This is a genomic window from Nocardia aurantia (assembly GCF_009604425.1).
Taxonomy (GTDB): Bacteria; Actinomycetota; Actinomycetes; order Mycobacteriales; family Mycobacteriaceae; genus Nocardia; species Nocardia aurantia.
On sequence record NZ_WEGI01000014.1, the window covers coordinates 1 to 14,035 of the forward strand.

Genomic DNA, 14,035 nt, shown 5'->3' on the forward strand with positions numbered 1-14,035 from the left:
ATGAGCAGCCTCGACCTTGTACTCGGCCGTGTACGAACGGCGCTTACGAGACGGAGGCATAGCAGACATCCTTCCAGCAGGACCACGATCCTGCTAAATCGGTGTCCGCTGCACAGGGTGAACCTCAGGCGGCGGAGCGACCGCCACACTCGACAGCGCGGGCCATTACCGCATGGTCGAAACCCTGTCCGGCTTCGGCCAATGGACCCACATCACCGGCGCCGGTGACGGGGCCGTGCTCTTCGTCGATACGAACAACGGCGGCGGGGCGACCGCGGTGATCGACAGTGCGGGCCATTACCGGATGGTCGAAACCCTGTCCGGTTTCGGCAGATGGACACACATCGTGTCCGCCAACAAGGACGCGGTGCTCTTCGTCGATGCGAACAACGGTGGCGGGGCGACCGCGGTGATCGACAGTGCGGGCCATTACCGCATGGTCGAAACCCTGTCCGGCTTCGGCCAATGGACCCACATCACGGGAGCCGCCAACGGGGCCGTGCTCTTCGTCGATGCGAACAATGGCGGCGGGGCAACGGCCGTGATCGACAGTGCGGGCCATTACCGGATGGTCGAAACCCTGTCCGGTTTCGGCAGATGGACACACATCGTGTCCGCCAACAGAGATGCTGTTCTCTTCGTCGATGCGAACAATGGCGGCGGGGCAACCGCCGTAATCGACGCCGCCGGTCACTACGAGATGGTCGAAACCCTCTCCGGCTTCGGCAAATGGACACACATCACCGGAACCCCCGACGGGGCCGTCCTCTTCGTCGATGTGAACAACGGCGGCGGGGCGACCGCTGTGATCGACAGCGCGGGTCACTACCGCATGGTCGAAACCCTGTCGGGCTTCGGCAAATGGACACATATCGCGGGGGTATAGCGCTTCGGGGAGTCAGCAGGAATGGTGTTCCCAGCTCAGTTGCCGACCGCCGCGTTCGCGGACCGGACGACCGCACTGGCTGCACCTCCTGCGGACGTTGTGACCTCGGGTGATTATCGGCTCTCCGTCGGGACAGGGATCGGCCGGGGATGTTCGCCGGCGTCGATTTGCCATGCTCCGCCGGTACGTCGCGTTGCCAGAACATGTTCCGCCGCGGCGGCGACGTGGGCTGCCGACACGATCTCGATGTCCGGTGTGGTGGCCCGGAGTGCGGGCAGCACGGTTCTGAGCATCGGGGTATCCACGCATGCCGGGCACAGGGCGTTCAGCGAGATCCGCTCGTGCCTCAGCAGCGGAGCCAGTGATCGGATCAGGCCCACCACAGCGTGTTTCGACGCACTGTAGATCTCACCGCCCGGTGTCGGGTGGACGCCCGCCATGCTGGCGGTGGCCAGGATCGCTCCGCCGCCGCCTTGGCGGCGGAACTGATCGACGGCCGCTCGCACCCCGATCACGACACCGTCCAGATTGACCGCCATGACCCGCCGGTAGCGTTCGATGTCGACCGGCAATTCTGCGCGGCTGCGGCCGAACGCCGAGCCGGGTATGCCGGCGTTGAGGTGCGCGATGTCGAGCCGTCCGAAACTCTCGACGGCGGTCCGGACCGCGGCGACGTTGTCGGCGACGTCCGCGACATCGGTGCGGACGAATACGCCGGCCAGTTCCTCGGCCAACGCCTGTCCCGCCCGGACGTCCACGTCGGCCAGCACCACGTGGCCGCCGCCGTCGGCCACGCGCCGGCACATCGCCGCCCCGATCCCGCTGGCGGCCCCGGTGACCAGGACCGTCTTTCCGGTGAACAGACTCATCCCGCCCTCTCGATCGCGGGCGGGGTTGGTGCGCGTGCCATGAGCACGTCGTCCACATAGCGTCCGTCCAGCAGGAATTCCGCCCGGAGAACGCCTTCGACAACGAATCCGGTAGCGCGATACAAGATCTGCGCGGCAGTGTTCGAGGCGAGCACGCGCAGGGTGACCTTGCGCGCCCCGGCCAGGCCGGCGTCGCGGACGGCGCCGTGCACCAACTGCCGGCCGATCCCGGACCGCTGATAGGCAGGGCTCACCGCGAGTCCCGTCAATTGCAGGACGTGGTGATGGGATGGCACCGAAAACTCTTGTTGCAGTATCGAATAGCCGACTACCCGGTGGTCCGTCTCCGCCACGAGGACATCGTCGGGATGTCTCCGGCCGTCGAAGAACCCATCGTCCGGGCCCGGCCGCGGGGCCGGCGACACCGTCGTCGACCAGGTGGCGAACTCGATGCGCCCGAGTTCGCCACCGTCGTCGTACCGGGCCCGGCGTAGCCGGATGCCGTCAACTCGCGGGCAGGGCACCACAACAATCCCCGTCCAGATCATCGTCCGGAGAGGTCAAGTCCTCGTCCCGATGCACGGTCGGATGCGGTGCGGCCGAGGGAATCAGCTCTGCCAGCTCGAGCGGCCTGCCGTCATCGTCCGCCCACACCGTCCCGCCGCGCGCGATCAGATCGACATGGATATCACACCCGTACCCGGTGAGCGCATCGGTCTGGTTGTGCTGGCCGAAGCCGATGTGCACGCCGGGCGTTCGCTCGTTGAGATGTGAGTTGAGCGGAATGGGCGACAGGATGCCGTGATTGGTGCCGAAACCGAGTTCTCCGACGCGACAGGCGTTTTCGCGACCGAAGCACATCGTCAGGAATTCGGTGATCTCCGGGTTCGAACAGTCGAAGCGGACCAGCCGCCCCTGCTCGATCTCGGCTTCGACCGGGCAGCGCGACAACCGGGCGTCGCCGCGCATGATCGTGTTGACGTTGATCGCGAAGTCGGCCACCAGTGTGCCGGAGACCGATGCGGGGAACGTCGCGACTTCGCCCGCCGGGAGCACGACGAACCTCCCGGGCCGCCACACTCCCCGGTTGCTGATCCAGCGGTATCTCGCGTTGTCGAGCTCGACGCGCAGGTTCGTCCCGCCCGGGCAGACGATACGTAATCGCTTGGCGGACATGGTCTTTTCGAGTACCGACGTATTCCTCGCGGACAACTCCGCCGGCGCGACCAGAAAGCCGGACCGGAACAGTTCCGGGCCCGCATTGACCATCCGGACGACGCGGCACCGATCCGGATCGAGCCGCGAGAGCACCTCGCGAATCACGTCGCTGTGCGACATGGTGTCTCGCTCCAGGGTCAGTACCACGAGCCGGGCGAACGAGTGCTGCTCGTCCGGTAACGCCGCCCGGAGCCGCTCGGCGAATCCGCAGTCGCGCAGCGGTCGCATACCGACCAGCCGGGCCGCGGTCCCGCGGTAGCCGAGTGCCGTGGCAACCCATGCCGCGGGCACTCGGCTGTCCTCGGTATAGGCAATGACGACGATATCGTCGGGACCGACGTCGGCGTAGGTGTCGAGATATGTGTTGATTCCCCGCCAGGCCGTTTCGTCCGGCATCGTGTCCATGACGGCCGTGTTCGACTGCATATGCGTAGTCCGTAATCGTGAGTTATTCGACCGGTTCGATCAGTTCGGGCTCGGTCACGTCGGTCCGGTACACGACGTACCAGAGGGCGTCACCCGACTCCAGCGCGACGGAGCCGATTCCGGCGAGCGTATCCTTCTCCTGAGTTTCCATCTCACGAAGGGTATTCGTGATCTTTTCGGTGAATTCACTGGGAAGTCCGGGCTTGGTCATTGTCTTTCTCCTTATCTGTGCACCATCGCGGTGTCCGCGACGGGAGTTTGCCGGCCGAGCAATTGTTCGGCCCAGGTCAGGTAGGCGTCGTCGACAGCCTGTTTCTCGGCGTCGACGCGCGCGGTGAAATATGGAATGCGCAGGCGCGCACAACTGTCTCGCGTCGTGTTCCAGGCGGTGTCACAGCGTCGCAATTCGGCATCCGTGACCACCTCGAATCGGTGTAGTGAGTCGAGGCAGCGGTCGATCCGCGCGGCCATCGCGGCCATGCAACTCGGTAGGTCGCGATCCTCGTCGGCGAGGCGCGGCGCCGCGCGGACGGCGTCGGTGAGTACCGACAACTGGCAGGTGAATGTCCAGAAAGCGTGCCATACCGATCGGCCCGGCCTGGTGGTGCGGCGCCACGGCGAGTACCCGAGCGACCCGGGCCGGACCGGATTGTCGACCGATTCGCGGCCGAAGAGAGCATGGTGAACCGTTTCGTGAGCGATGACCGATGCCAGCCAATAGGGATTTTCGAGCGGCCACCCGGCGGCGAGGACGACCTCGCCCGGAAAATGGGCGGACGAGGAGCCCACATATTCGCCCTCCCGCGCCCGGCGTAGGTACGCGTACCGGATCGCGGGAGACGGCGTGGCCGCCTCGGAAAATTGTTCCGCCAACGGGAATCGCGCACCGCACCATTCGAAAGCTTCGTTCAGCATTTCTCGCGCATGCGTCCGCAGAGCCGGGTCCACTGCGGGGTAGGCAGGACTCAGCGCCGGGGGCGGGGTCCGGAAACTGACGGCCGGCGACAGGACCGGCTCCGTACGCGGGTTCTTCGAAAGCGCGAGGGACATAGTGGACAAAGCGGTGCCGGCATCGTCCGGCATTTCGGAGCATGCAAAAGCTTCACAAGTCATCTTGTGCCAACCGAGATCAACGTTATTATGAGTCCCCGACGTCGAAGATTACTTCAACGGATTTGCGACAAGAGTACCCCGCCTCACGAGGCAGCGGAAGGGGCGCACGACATCGTGTCCGCTATTCGCCGTCACCCGCGTGAACGTTCGGACGACGCCCCACATCGGGTAGCCGACTACGCGTGTCCCGGCGCGCGCCCGCTCCTACCATCGGCACGGGTGCTCGATCCGGTCCAACCGAGGAATTGTTATGACCGAACAAGCCACGTACACACTCTCGGCCACCAGTGTCACGCTCACCTACGCGACCGAAACCGGCGAGTTGCGACTCGAACTCGGGGATGCCTACAGTCCGTTCGACGGAACGCACGAGCTGCTCAGCGCGCCGGAGGACCTGCCGCCCGGTGCCGGTATCCGGCTCACCGGCACCGTTCGGCACGAATCGGTCGGCCGCGGAGGCCCGCTCGTGCGGACCGCGCGGGTGACCGTTTTCCTGCCGGATGCTCCCGCGCCGGGTGCCGAGGTCGCCGAACCGGCCGCCACCGGCGCCCTGGTGTTCGCCGACCCGGGCGCCCGCGGCGAAACCGCACCCAGCTTCGGCGCGGTGACCCTGACCGGGCGGATCACCGTCCCCGCGGCGATCGCCGGCGGTCGTTTCTGAGCCGGGTCCGTCGTGGCGACCGAGCCGATGCCGGCCCTGTTTCGAGATACCGTGCTGCGCAGAGGTTTTCCCTGCCTGGGCGCACGGTCGTCGGTGCGCCGCGGGCAATGCCGGGTCCGGGTCTATCCCGAACTCGGCACCGTGCGCGACGCGACGTCGGTCTGCGCCGATCTCTACGAATTCGCCCGGGACACAACATATCCCGGCAACTTCGCCTCCTTCACGGCGATGTTCACCGGTCCGCCGATCGGTTCGGAATCGGAGTTCGAACGACTGCTGTGGGCCCACCTGCAGCTGATGCACGATATCGACGCCCCGCGGTACGGCTGGGATCCCGACACCGCCGGCGACCCGCGAGATCCCCGATTCTCCTTCAGCATCGGCGGCCACGCCTACTACATCGTCGGCATGCACGGCGCGGCATCCCGATTCGCGCGCCGATTCCCCTACCCGACAATAGTTTTCAACCCACATGCGCAATTCGTGTGGCTACGCGAACAAGGTCTGCTCGACACGTTCAAGCGACTGATCCGCACCCGCGACATCAGACTGCAGGGCTCGGTGAACCCGGCCCTGCTCAACCCCGCGTCCGGCTCACAGGCATGCCAATACTCCGGCCGCCCCGTGGAACCCCACTGGCACTGCCCATTCCAGCCGCATCCGGACCGTCCCCCGGCACCGGCCGTGCGGACATCCCGAGCGTGAACCGTCGCCGGCTCGATATCGGAGCGCACTGCCTCACCCGTCGGAATCATCGAGGTGTGGACGCAGGTCGTCTCACGATGTCATGGTGATGGATTCGTGAGGATTGCGCTCGCGATGACTTCGAAGAGGTGGTCGGTGCGGGAGGCGAACTTGGGGTGTTCGCCGAGCCATGCGAGCGAGCCGCCCAGGGCGAACAGGTCGGTGCCGTCGATGTCGTTGCGCGCCAGGCCTTGGGCCTGTGCCTGGGTGAGTAGTCGAGCGCCGGACGCGCGCATCGTGACGCACGAGGCATGCAGTGCGGACTGCGGGTCGTTGATGGCGGCCATCATGGCGGTCGCGACGCCGCGGTAGTTGTGTGCGTAGGCGATGAAGTCGCGCAGCCACAGCAGCAGCGCCTCGTCGGGGGAGCTCGATTGCTCGAGTTCGTCCGCCCGGGCGGTCAACTCGTCGAAGTTCACCCGGAGCAGGGCCTCGAGCAGCGCTTCGCGGGTCGGGAAGTGGCGGAACAGCGTCGCGAGCCCCACATCGGCCTGGCGTGCGATGTCGCGCAGGGACGCCTCGGCGCCCTGCTCGGCGATGACGGTGCCCGCCACGGCGAGTAGGTGGTCGCGATTCTTTCTGGCGTCGGCCCGCATCGGTCCCCTTGCCTATGTGGATCAGCGATCCGTATTATCGGATCAGTGATCCATATATTTGGATCAGTGATCCGATCAGGATATCCCCTGGCAGGGTGAGGAGAAACGATGTCGGCACGCACGATGAGGGCAATCCGGGTGCATGAGCACGGCGGTCCCGATGTGCTGCGATACGACGAGGTGCCCAGACCCGAACCGGGGCCCGGCGAGGTGCTCGTTCGCGTTCACGCCGTCGGCGTCAATCCGCGTGACGGGTATCTGCGCGACGGGCTGACCATCGTGCCGGCGCACATGAGACCGACGATCGACCTGCCTGTCATCCCGGGCACGGATGTGTCGGGAGTCGTGGCGGCCGTCGCCGCGGATGTGGCCGGCTTCGGTGTCGGCGACGAGGTCTTCGGCATGATTCGCTTCCCCGGCCCCGACGGCAGCGCGTACGCGGAATATGTGGCCGCGCCCGCATCCGACCTCGCACCCAAGCCCGCCGGCATCGATCACGTGCACGCGGCCGCGGCGCCCATGGCAGGGCTGACAGCGTGGCAGTTCCTCATCGAGGTCGGGCACGACCATCCCTCGCCGTTCCAGACGACTCCGCATCACCCGATGACCCTCGGCGCCGACACGACGGTGCTGGTGAACGGCGCTGCGGGCGGCGTGGGGCACTTCGGCGTGCAACTGGCGAAATGGAAAGGCGCACAAGTCATCGCGGTGGCGTCGGGCGCGCACGAATCGTTTCTGCGTGAGCTCGGGGCCGACCGATTCATCGACTACACCCAGAACCGCGCCGAGGACGCCGCCGGTGACGTCGACCTCGTTCTCGACACCGTCGGCGGACCCCGCAGCAGCCGCTTTCTGCGCACGCTCCGGCGCGGTGGTGCCCTGTATCCGGTGTACTACGGCGACTACGACGAGCGAGAGATCGCGGAACTGGGCGTCACGGTCTCGGGCATCCAGGTCCGATCGAACGGCGCGCAACTCGCCGAACTGGGACGACTACTCGCCGAGGGTACGGTGCGCGTCGCGATAGACAGCACGTTCCCGCTCGCGGACGCCCGAGCCGCGCACGAGCGCGACGCCCGGGGACACATCCGAGGCAAGATCGTGCTCACCGCCGACTGATTAGGCCGGTGTCGAGGACCGGCGCGGGTGTCGGCGGACACGGGACGATCTGGACACCTTTGACGGTGTCAAGCTTGCAGGGCGGGGGTGATGGGGGTGCGGAAGGCGGTGGCGTTGCGTTCCGCCCATTCCCGGTATGACCTGGGCGGACGTCCCAGGACGGCCTCGATGTCGGGGGTGATCTGCTGTTCGGCCGGGACGGGGGAGCCGAGGATGTCCAGGGTGTGGTCGGCGACCGGGGCGGGCATGAAGCGGATCATGTTGATGTAGGCCTCTTCTCGGGACACCTCCCGGAACGGGATCGGGTGGCCCAGGGCTTCGGCGAGATGGCGGACCTGGGTGCGTGGGGTGATCAGTTCGGGGCCGGTGAGGGTGTAGGTCTGTGCGTGGTGGCCGTCCTCGCGGAGTGCGACCGCGGCGACGGCGGCGATGTCGGCCGGGTCGACTGTCGGCAGGGGGACGTCGGCGAAGGGGGCGGTGACCGGGTGGTCTCCGCGGATCGGTTCGATCCAGGCGTAGGTGTTGGACGCGAAACCGCTGGGGCGCAGCACCGTCCACTCCAGATCCGATGCGGCCAAGGCCTTTTCGATGTCGAGCGTGCGGGCGTAGCCGGCGCTGCCGGGTCTCGTCACCGCGCCCTGGGAGGACACGAAGACGACTCGGCGGACACCTTGGGCGGCAACGGCTTCCAGGAGCTCGCTGGGGGCCGGGCCCTCGGTGAGCTGGGGGCCGGTGATGAGCAGGAACAGTGCCCGGGCGCCGGCGACGGCGGCCGCGAGGGCGTCCGGGTCGCCGATGTCGGTGCGGCGGTGGACGACTCCCTCGGGGAGGGTGACGGGGCGTTCGCCCCGGGAGAGGGCAACCACCTGTTCGCCCGCGTCGGCGAGGGTGCGCACCAGGGTGCTGCCGATGTTTCCGGTCGCGCCGGTCACCGCGATCATGAGGTCTCCTTGATTAGTTAGTTGGCTGACTCAATTGACCTTAGGGGACGGCGGAAAGGTTGTCTATAGTTAGTCGTATGACTGACTCAGTTCCGGTACGGGCGGGGAAGCGGGAGCGGCTCGCGGATGCCGCTGCCCGGGTCTTTCACGAGCAGGGGGTGGAGAAGACGACGATCGCGGATATCGCGCGGGTGGCCGAGGTGCCGGTGGGGAACGTCTACTACTACTTCAAGACCAAGGATCAGCTGGTCCAGGCCGCGATCGGGGCGCATGCCCGCACGCTGCGCGAGGTGCTCGGGGATTTGGAGCGGCAGGGGACGCCGGGGGATCGGTTGCGGGCATTGGTGCGGGGGTGGGTGGCGCAGCGGGAGACCGCCGCGCTGTTCGGTTGCCCGTCGGGCACGCTCGCCACCGAATTGGACAAGCGTGCCGACGGTCTCGACGCGGAGCTGGCCGCGGTGATGCGGGAGCTGCTCGCGTGGATCGAGGCGCAGTTCGTCGCGATGGGACGGGCGGACGCGGCGGAACTGGCGGTGGCGCTGCTCGCGGCTTATCAAGGGATATCGTTGCTCACCAACACCTTTCGTGATCCGGCGATGATGGCGGCCGAGGGGCGGCGGCTGGAGGAGTGGATCTCGTCGCTGGAGGGGGCTACCGCGGTGTGACCCGTCGCATACGGGATCGGTGGCCGTGGCGTTGTGGATTGCCGGGCCGAATTCATAGGATGTCTGCGATCGGCGGTGGCCGTGGCCGGTGTTCGCCGGGCGGATGAGTAAGGGTTGTGTGTGTTGGGCGGGTGGCGGTGACCGGCGTCGACGTGGCCGAATTGGTGGCGGTCGGGTTCGCGGCGGGGCTGGTGAGTGTGCTGGTGAGCCTGGCGTCGCTGGTGTCGTATCCGGCGTTGCTCGCGCTCGGATTGTCGCCGGTGTCGGCGAATGTCACCAATACCGTGTCGCTGGTGTTCATCGGGGCGGGAGCGGCGGCGGGGTCGCGGGCGGAGTTGCGGGGAACGCGGCGGATCGTGTGGCGGATGGGCCTGGTCGCGGCTGTCGGCGGGGCGGCCGGATCGGCACTGTTGTTGCTCGCGCCCGCGTCGACCTTCCAGGCGGTGGTGCCGTTCCTGATCGGCGGTGCGTCGATATTCCTACTGGGCCAGCCGTATCTGGCGCGGCGGCGGGAATCACGCGGGACCACCGAACCGCCCTGGCGCGGCCCCCTGCTGTGGACCGCGCTGTTCGGGGCCGCCGTCTACGCGGGATATTTCGGTGCGGCCGGCGGAATTCTGGTGCTGGCCATCATGACCGCCATGTTCCCGCAGTGGCCGCCGCATCGGATCAACGCGGTGAAGAACGTGATCGCGATGTTCTCGAACGGGGCCGCGGCGATCGCCTTCGCCGGATTCGGGCCGGTGCACTGGAGTTTCGTCGCTCCGCTGGCGGTCGGCTTCTTCCTCGGTGGCCGGGTCGGGCCGGGGATCGCGCGGCGGTTGCCGAACAACACGTTACGGGTGCTGGCGGCCGGGTGCGGTATCGCGATGGCGGTGAAGCTCGCGCTGTGACCGGCCGGCTGGAAGAGAGAGTTGTTGCGCGGCAAGCTGTTCCGGGTCAGAAGGTGGTGGAGGCGACCCGCGCGTAGACGCCCGGATAACCCGGCTGGGCCGAGCCCTTGCCCCAGGAGGTGATGCCCGCCAGTTTACCGTCGACCAGAAGTGGCCCGCCGCTGTCGAATTCGCCGGTGTCGGCCGTGGGGGAGCCGGCGCAGAACGCCTCGCCGGCATCGAATTCGGTGCCGTAGGCGGTGACACAGTCGGTGTCGGCGGCCAGCGGGACGGTCACGGTGTGCAGGCGCGAATTGGCCCAGTCACCGTCGGTGGTGGCGCCCCAGCCGACGACCGTGCCGGTGTCGCCGCGCGGGGTGGTGACCGCGACCGGGGTCACCGGGACGGGCTCGGCCAGGGTGAGGACGGCGAGGTCGTGGTGGTAGGTGAGGTCGCTGTCGAAGATGGATACCCGGAACCTCGGGTCGATCCGGATGCTCTTGATACCGACGGTGATTCCGCCGGTCGCGGACAGGTCGTCGCGGCCGAAGGTGGCGGTGAGCGCTTCCGGGGTCTGCTGCGCCGGCACCGCGCAGTGCGCGGCGGTGATCACCTGGTCGGGCGCGATCAGCGCGCCCGCGCAGAACTGGCCGGCGGGCCGCATCGCGAAGGCGGGGGTGCCGATCGCCGCCAGCCACGGATAGGCGCCCGGCGCGGCCTCGGTGCCGCCGACGACGGCCTGGGCCGGGCCGGTGGCGACGACGGCGGCCGCGGCGAGCGTCACCGCGGCGAGCGCTCCGGTCGCGACCGGTCGGGTACTGCGTGGTGAATTCTGCACGGTGACCGCCTCGATACTGGGAATCAGTGCGACGAACCGCCATTCAACCAGATCGGGAGCCCGGATTCCCGAGCGGTCCGTGGATGTCGGTGCCCTGCACTACGGTGCCCGACATGACGACTTGGCGTGAGTTCGCGACCACCGCCCCGCTCATCTCGGCGATCTTCCTGCGGCGGCACGCCGCGGCGAAGAATCTGTGCCTGCTGGCCACCACCCGCTCCGACGGATATCCGCGGATCAGCCCGATCGAACCGCGCGTGTTCGAGGACCGGCTGTGGCTCGTCGGCATGCCGGGAACCACGAAATTCAAGGACCTGCAACGTGATCCGCGGTTCTGCCTGCACACCGCCACGGTCGACACCGAGGTCGCGGAGGGGGACGCCAAGGTATGGGGCACGGTGACCGACGTGCGCGACGGCGCGCTGCGGGCAAGGTGGTTGCAGTCGCTGTTCGAGGAGACGGAGATCGACTTCCGGGACGAGTCGTTCGACACGTTCTTCGCCGCCGACATCACCGGGGCGTCCGCGGTCGAGGTGCGCGACGGGCACATGGACGTGCACATCTGGAAGCCGGGCACGGCGGAACGCACCGTGCGCAAGCACTGAATCAACTCGCGGCGTGCACCGCCGCGAGCCGGGCCGCGCGGATCGCGTTCCACAGCGGCCGCAGCAGGGTCTCCTGGGCGGACAACGCGCTGGCCGAGGTCGGCGCGGAGGCGGGCTCACGCTGGGCGACGGTGAGGATGGCCGCCACGTGATCGGCGGTGTCGAGAATGCGGCGGGCCCGCAGCGGGATCGAATCCGGGTACTCGTGGCGCGCGTAGTCGGCGAGTTCGGCCTCGACCATCTCGCGGGGGTCCTCACCGCCGGAGTTCAGGCCGGTGGTCTGCAATCGCATCAGCGCGTCGGCGGCATCGCGGACGGCCTGGCGCATCGCGTACTCGGCCTCGCCGAGCGGCATGTCCGGCTCCGGCGTCGCGGGGATGGTGGTGCGGAACACCGTCCACTGGATGGTGTCCTCGGCGGCCCACTGCGGCACCAGGCCGATGCCCTCCGCGCCGGGAACGCCGATCAGCACGCCCTCCTCGGCCTCCAGCGCGGCGGCGCCGAACTCGCTCGCCGCGGGCAGGCCGCGGACGTCACCGGGGACCGGCAGTACCAGCCGTAGTCGGCCGCGCGGGTCCGCGACCTCCTCGCGAATCAGCTTCAGCAGCACCATGATTCCGGCGCCCTGCCCGTCGGGTGCGTCGCCGCCGGGCCAGGGCAGGCCGGTATGCCCGCCGGTTACCGGATCACCGGCGGCCACGGTCTGGCGCGTCGCCCACGCTCGCAACGCGTCGAGCACGTCATCGGGGGCACTACGCCCGGCCAGCCACGAGCCGGCCCACACCGTCAGCGTGGCACTGGGAGAGCACATGATTCGAGGATAACCAGTGGTCACGCTCGGCATCGTGCTGGACGGCCGGATTCGGCCGAAACCACGCGCCGGACCGGCGGAATCTGGTTCTCTGTTCGGGAGAAGATCATTCAGGTGAGCGTGAGGTGACGAAAATGACCGTGCGACAGGTCGAGATCGGGCTCGTCGCCGCCGACGAATCGCTCGTGGACTTCTATGTGTACGCCTTCGGCCTGCGCCGAGTACCGCCGAGCGAATCCCGTTCCGGCACACTGCATCGCTTGCAGAGCGACGGTGTCTCGATGAAGGTGATGGTGCCGGCCCGGCCGCCCGCCGCCGCCGATCGCACGGCGGCGTTCATGGACGTCACGGGGTTGCGGTACCTGACCTTCCACGTCGACGATTTCGACGCCACCGTCGAGCGGGTGACCGAGCGCGGCGGCGCCGTCCTGCACGGCCCGCTGGAGATCGGCGGCGGCCGGCGCGTGGCGGTGCTGTGCGATCCCGACGGGAACACCGTCGAGGTGACCGCCGGTCCCGGCCCGGTATCGTGATCGGGTCCGGATCACGTGGTTTCCACCGAGAGGACCGTCGCCATGCCGAAGATGACCCCGGCTGAACGTTCTGCCTTCCTCGCCGAGCCGCACGTGGGCGTGATCGCGGTCGAGCGACCGGATCGAGCGCCGCTGGCCGTCCCGATCTGGTACGGCTACCAGCCCGGCGGTGAGGTGCTGCTGTGGACCGAGGCCGGATCGGTGAAGGAGCGGCTGATCCGCGCCGCCGGCCGGTTCTCGCTCACCGCCCAGGTGGAACAGCCGCCGTACCGGTACGTCACCGCCGAGGGACCGGTCGTCGGCATCGCCGCCGCCGATCCGGGGACCGCCCGCGCGATCGCGGACCGTTACCTCGGCGCGGCCGAGGGCGCGGAATTCACCACGGCGAACCTCGGCCCGGAGTCGCTGATCATCCGGATGCGCCCGGAACGCTGGCTGAGCACCGACTACTCGAAATCGGAGTAGCCCCGCACGGGGAAATCGGCTTGCGGTGCGCCCCCGCCGCGGTCACCATGGCCGGATGATCGGCGAACCTCAGCGCGCGCTCGCGCCGGGTGTCACCCCGCCGCAGCGGATCGACCTGGGCGACTTGCTGTTACGGCGGTGGCAGCCGGCGGATCTGATGTCCAGATTCGAGGCGGTCGACGCCTCGTACGAACACATCCACCCCTGGATGGACTGGCTCGCGGAACCGCTGACCCTGGAGCGGATCCGCGCGATCGACATCGATGCGTGGCCCGGCGCGGGGGGCGGATACAACTACGGCATCTTCGCGACCACCGGCGACACCGCCGCGGTGCTCGGCGCGATCGGCCTGCACGACCGGCTCGGTGATCGTGCGCTGGAGATCGGCTACTGGTGCCATGCCGCGCACACCGGGCGGGGTGTGATCACCCGCTGCGCCGCCGCGGTGACCGACATCGCACTGGCGCTGCCCGGAGTGGACCGGGCCGAGATCCGTTGCGACGCCGCCAATGTGCGCAGCGCGGCGGTGGCGCGGCGGTTGGGGTACCGGCTGGATCGCTTCGAGCCGCGCGAGATCACCGCGCCCGCGGAGAGCGGGCAGGGCATGGTGTGGGTGAAATTGCGGATGTAAGCGGCTGTGGCACTGGGGTTCCGGCGCGCGGTACACCGGTGG

The 14,035-nt window shown here is 68.2% G+C and carries 19 protein-coding genes; 10 read left to right on the plus strand and 9 right to left on the minus strand.

The window, feature by feature from the left end:
* Positions 1–172 precede the first annotated feature (172 nt).
* Positions 173–886 carry an NHL repeat-containing protein gene (locus NRB56_RS29715; protein WP_153347669.1) on the plus strand — a complete coding sequence of 238 codons (714 nt, stop codon included), beginning with the start codon at positions 173–175 and terminating at the stop codon, positions 884–886.
* A gap of 113 nt (positions 887–999) precedes the next feature.
* Here the strand turns inward: NRB56_RS29715 and NRB56_RS29720 are convergent, their stop codons facing one another.
* The 5 genes from NRB56_RS29720 to NRB56_RS29740 are packed head-to-tail and all read right to left on the minus strand — an operon-like array spanning position 1,000 to position 4,512.
* A complete protein-coding gene (locus tag NRB56_RS29720) occupies positions 1,000–1,755 on the minus strand; it encodes an SDR family NAD(P)-dependent oxidoreductase (RefSeq protein WP_153347670.1) in 756 nt (251 codons plus the stop codon).
* Positions 1,752–2,303: a GNAT family N-acetyltransferase gene (locus NRB56_RS29725; RefSeq protein ID WP_153347671.1), complete on the minus strand. Its 552-nt coding sequence runs from the start codon at positions 2,301–2,303 to the stop codon at positions 1,752–1,754. Before NRB56_RS29725 ends, NRB56_RS29720 begins: the two co-directional genes overlap by 4 nt.
* Entirely contained in the window at positions 2,260–3,399 is a 1,140-nt protein-coding gene (locus tag NRB56_RS29730) for a M29 family metallopeptidase (protein WP_153347672.1), read from the minus strand. The genes NRB56_RS29725 and NRB56_RS29730 overlap by 44 nt, the downstream gene beginning before the upstream one ends.
* Before the next feature lie 22 nt (positions 3,400–3,421).
* Positions 3,422–3,610: a hypothetical protein gene (locus tag NRB56_RS29735; protein WP_153347673.1), complete on the minus strand. Its 189-nt coding sequence runs from the start codon at positions 3,608–3,610 to the stop codon at positions 3,422–3,424.
* 11 nt (positions 3,611–3,621) lie between these two features.
* Entirely contained in the window at positions 3,622–4,512 is an 891-nt protein-coding gene (locus tag NRB56_RS29740; RefSeq protein WP_153347674.1) for an aKG-HExxH-type peptide beta-hydroxylase, read from the minus strand.
* A 250-nt stretch (positions 4,513–4,762) separates the two neighbouring features.
* Between NRB56_RS29740 and NRB56_RS29745 the strand changes: the two genes are divergently transcribed.
* Together NRB56_RS29745 and gntA are read left to right on the plus strand one after the other, a co-directional pair.
* A complete protein-coding gene (locus NRB56_RS29745; RefSeq protein WP_153347675.1) occupies positions 4,763–5,173 on the plus strand; it encodes a hypothetical protein in 411 nt (136 codons plus the stop codon).
* 27 nt (positions 5,174–5,200) lie between these two features.
* Positions 5,201–5,878: a guanitoxin biosynthesis heme-dependent pre-guanitoxin N-hydroxylase GntA gene (gntA, locus tag NRB56_RS29750; RefSeq protein ID WP_153347676.1), complete on the plus strand. Its 678-nt coding sequence runs from the start codon at positions 5,201–5,203 to the stop codon at positions 5,876–5,878.
* An 80-nt stretch (positions 5,879–5,958) separates the two neighbouring features.
* Here the strand turns inward: gntA and NRB56_RS29755 are convergent, their stop codons facing one another.
* Positions 5,959–6,513 (minus strand): TetR/AcrR family transcriptional regulator, encoded by a 555-nt coding sequence (locus NRB56_RS29755; protein ID WP_153347677.1) that lies wholly within the window; start codon positions 6,511–6,513, stop codon positions 5,959–5,961.
* 108 nt (positions 6,514–6,621) lie between these two features.
* On the opposite strand from NRB56_RS29755, the gene NRB56_RS29760 reads away from it, so the two are divergent.
* Positions 6,622–7,632 carry an NADP-dependent oxidoreductase gene (locus NRB56_RS29760; protein ID WP_194291037.1) on the plus strand — a complete coding sequence of 337 codons (1,011 nt, stop codon included), beginning with the start codon at positions 6,622–6,624 and terminating at the stop codon, positions 7,630–7,632.
* Positions 7,633–7,700: 68 nt separating this feature from the next.
* On the opposite strand, the gene NRB56_RS29765 is transcribed toward NRB56_RS29760, so the two are convergent.
* Entirely contained in the window at positions 7,701–8,573 is an 873-nt protein-coding gene (locus tag NRB56_RS29765) for an NAD(P)H-binding protein (protein WP_153347678.1), read from the minus strand.
* A 77-nt stretch (positions 8,574–8,650) separates the two neighbouring features.
* On the opposite strand from NRB56_RS29765, the gene NRB56_RS29770 reads away from it, so the two are divergent.
* Together NRB56_RS29770 and NRB56_RS29775 are read left to right on the plus strand one after the other, a co-directional pair.
* Positions 8,651–9,238: a TetR/AcrR family transcriptional regulator gene (locus NRB56_RS29770; RefSeq protein ID WP_153347679.1), complete on the plus strand. Its 588-nt coding sequence runs from the start codon at positions 8,651–8,653 to the stop codon at positions 9,236–9,238.
* A gap of 116 nt (positions 9,239–9,354) precedes the next feature.
* Positions 9,355–10,131, plus strand: coding sequence for a sulfite exporter TauE/SafE family protein (locus tag NRB56_RS29775; protein WP_319943734.1), 777 nt, complete (start codon positions 9,355–9,357; stop codon positions 10,129–10,131).
* A gap of 46 nt (positions 10,132–10,177) precedes the next feature.
* Here the strand turns inward: NRB56_RS29775 and NRB56_RS29780 are convergent, their stop codons facing one another.
* The gene (locus NRB56_RS29780; protein ID WP_319943735.1) at positions 10,178–10,948 is read right to left on the minus strand and encodes a serine protease; all 771 of its coding nucleotides are present in this window, start codon (positions 10,946–10,948) and stop codon (positions 10,178–10,180) included.
* Between the two features lie 113 nt (positions 10,949–11,061).
* Here NRB56_RS29780 and NRB56_RS29785 point away from each other — a divergent pair, with 113 nt between their 5' ends.
* Positions 11,062–11,553: a pyridoxamine 5'-phosphate oxidase family protein gene (locus tag NRB56_RS29785; RefSeq protein WP_153347681.1), complete on the plus strand. Its 492-nt coding sequence runs from the start codon at positions 11,062–11,064 to the stop codon at positions 11,551–11,553.
* Position 11,554: 1 nt separating this feature from the next.
* On the opposite strand, the gene NRB56_RS29790 is transcribed toward NRB56_RS29785, so the two are convergent.
* On the minus strand, positions 11,555–12,364 hold the full coding sequence (locus tag NRB56_RS29790) for a hypothetical protein (RefSeq protein ID WP_153347682.1): 810 nt from the start codon (positions 12,362–12,364) through the stop codon (positions 11,555–11,557).
* Positions 12,365–12,498: 134 nt separating this feature from the next.
* Here NRB56_RS29790 and NRB56_RS29795 point away from each other — a divergent pair, with 134 nt between their 5' ends.
* The 3 genes from NRB56_RS29795 to NRB56_RS29805 are packed head-to-tail and all read left to right on the plus strand — an operon-like array spanning position 12,499 to position 13,993.
* Positions 12,499–12,897 (plus strand): VOC family protein, encoded by a 399-nt coding sequence (locus NRB56_RS29795; RefSeq protein WP_153347683.1) that lies wholly within the window; start codon positions 12,499–12,501, stop codon positions 12,895–12,897.
* Between the two features lie 42 nt (positions 12,898–12,939).
* Positions 12,940–13,362: a pyridoxamine 5'-phosphate oxidase family protein gene (locus tag NRB56_RS29800; protein WP_194291038.1), complete on the plus strand. Its 423-nt coding sequence runs from the start codon at positions 12,940–12,942 to the stop codon at positions 13,360–13,362.
* 55 nt (positions 13,363–13,417) lie between these two features.
* Positions 13,418–13,993, plus strand: a complete 576-nt coding sequence (locus tag NRB56_RS29805) for a GNAT family N-acetyltransferase (protein WP_153347684.1) — start codon at positions 13,418–13,420, stop codon at positions 13,991–13,993.
* Positions 13,994–14,035: the final 42 nt, after the last annotated feature.

Excerpts from the sequence above, each read along its gene's own strand:
- NRB56_RS29715 (WP_153347669.1), top strand. The coding sequence starts at position 173 with ATGGTCGAAACCCTGTCCGGCTTCGGCCAATGGACCCACATCACCGGC.
- NRB56_RS29720 (WP_153347670.1), bottom strand. The coding sequence starts at position 1,755 with ATGAGTCTGTTCACCGGAAAGACGGTCCTGGTCACCGGGGCCGCCAGC.
- NRB56_RS29725 (WP_153347671.1), bottom strand. The coding sequence starts at position 2,303 with ATGATCTGGACGGGGATTGTTGTGGTGCCCTGCCCGCGAGTTGACGGC.
- NRB56_RS29730 (WP_153347672.1), bottom strand. The coding sequence starts at position 3,399 with ATGCAGTCGAACACGGCCGTCATGGACACGATGCCGGACGAAACGGCC.
- NRB56_RS29735 (WP_153347673.1), bottom strand. The coding sequence starts at position 3,610 with ATGACCAAGCCCGGACTTCCCAGTGAATTCACCGAAAAGATCACGAAT.
- NRB56_RS29740 (WP_153347674.1), bottom strand. The coding sequence starts at position 4,512 with ATGACTTGTGAAGCTTTTGCATGCTCCGAAATGCCGGACGATGCCGGC.
- NRB56_RS29745 (WP_153347675.1), top strand. The coding sequence starts at position 4,763 with ATGACCGAACAAGCCACGTACACACTCTCGGCCACCAGTGTCACGCTC.
- gntA (WP_153347676.1), top strand. The coding sequence starts at position 5,201 with ATGCCGGCCCTGTTTCGAGATACCGTGCTGCGCAGAGGTTTTCCCTGC.
- NRB56_RS29755 (WP_153347677.1), bottom strand. The coding sequence starts at position 6,513 with ATGCGGGCCGACGCCAGAAAGAATCGCGACCACCTACTCGCCGTGGCG.
- NRB56_RS29760 (WP_194291037.1), top strand. The coding sequence starts at position 6,622 with ATGTCGGCACGCACGATGAGGGCAATCCGGGTGCATGAGCACGGCGGT.
- NRB56_RS29765 (WP_153347678.1), bottom strand. The coding sequence starts at position 8,573 with ATGATCGCGGTGACCGGCGCGACCGGAAACATCGGCAGCACCCTGGTG.
- NRB56_RS29770 (WP_153347679.1), top strand. The coding sequence starts at position 8,651 with ATGACTGACTCAGTTCCGGTACGGGCGGGGAAGCGGGAGCGGCTCGCG.
- NRB56_RS29785 (WP_153347681.1), top strand. The coding sequence starts at position 11,062 with ATGACGACTTGGCGTGAGTTCGCGACCACCGCCCCGCTCATCTCGGCG.
- NRB56_RS29790 (WP_153347682.1), bottom strand. The coding sequence starts at position 12,364 with ATGTGCTCTCCCAGTGCCACGCTGACGGTGTGGGCCGGCTCGTGGCTG.
- NRB56_RS29795 (WP_153347683.1), top strand. The coding sequence starts at position 12,499 with ATGACCGTGCGACAGGTCGAGATCGGGCTCGTCGCCGCCGACGAATCG.
- NRB56_RS29800 (WP_194291038.1), top strand. The coding sequence starts at position 12,940 with ATGCCGAAGATGACCCCGGCTGAACGTTCTGCCTTCCTCGCCGAGCCG.
- NRB56_RS29805 (WP_153347684.1), top strand. The coding sequence starts at position 13,418 with ATGATCGGCGAACCTCAGCGCGCGCTCGCGCCGGGTGTCACCCCGCCG.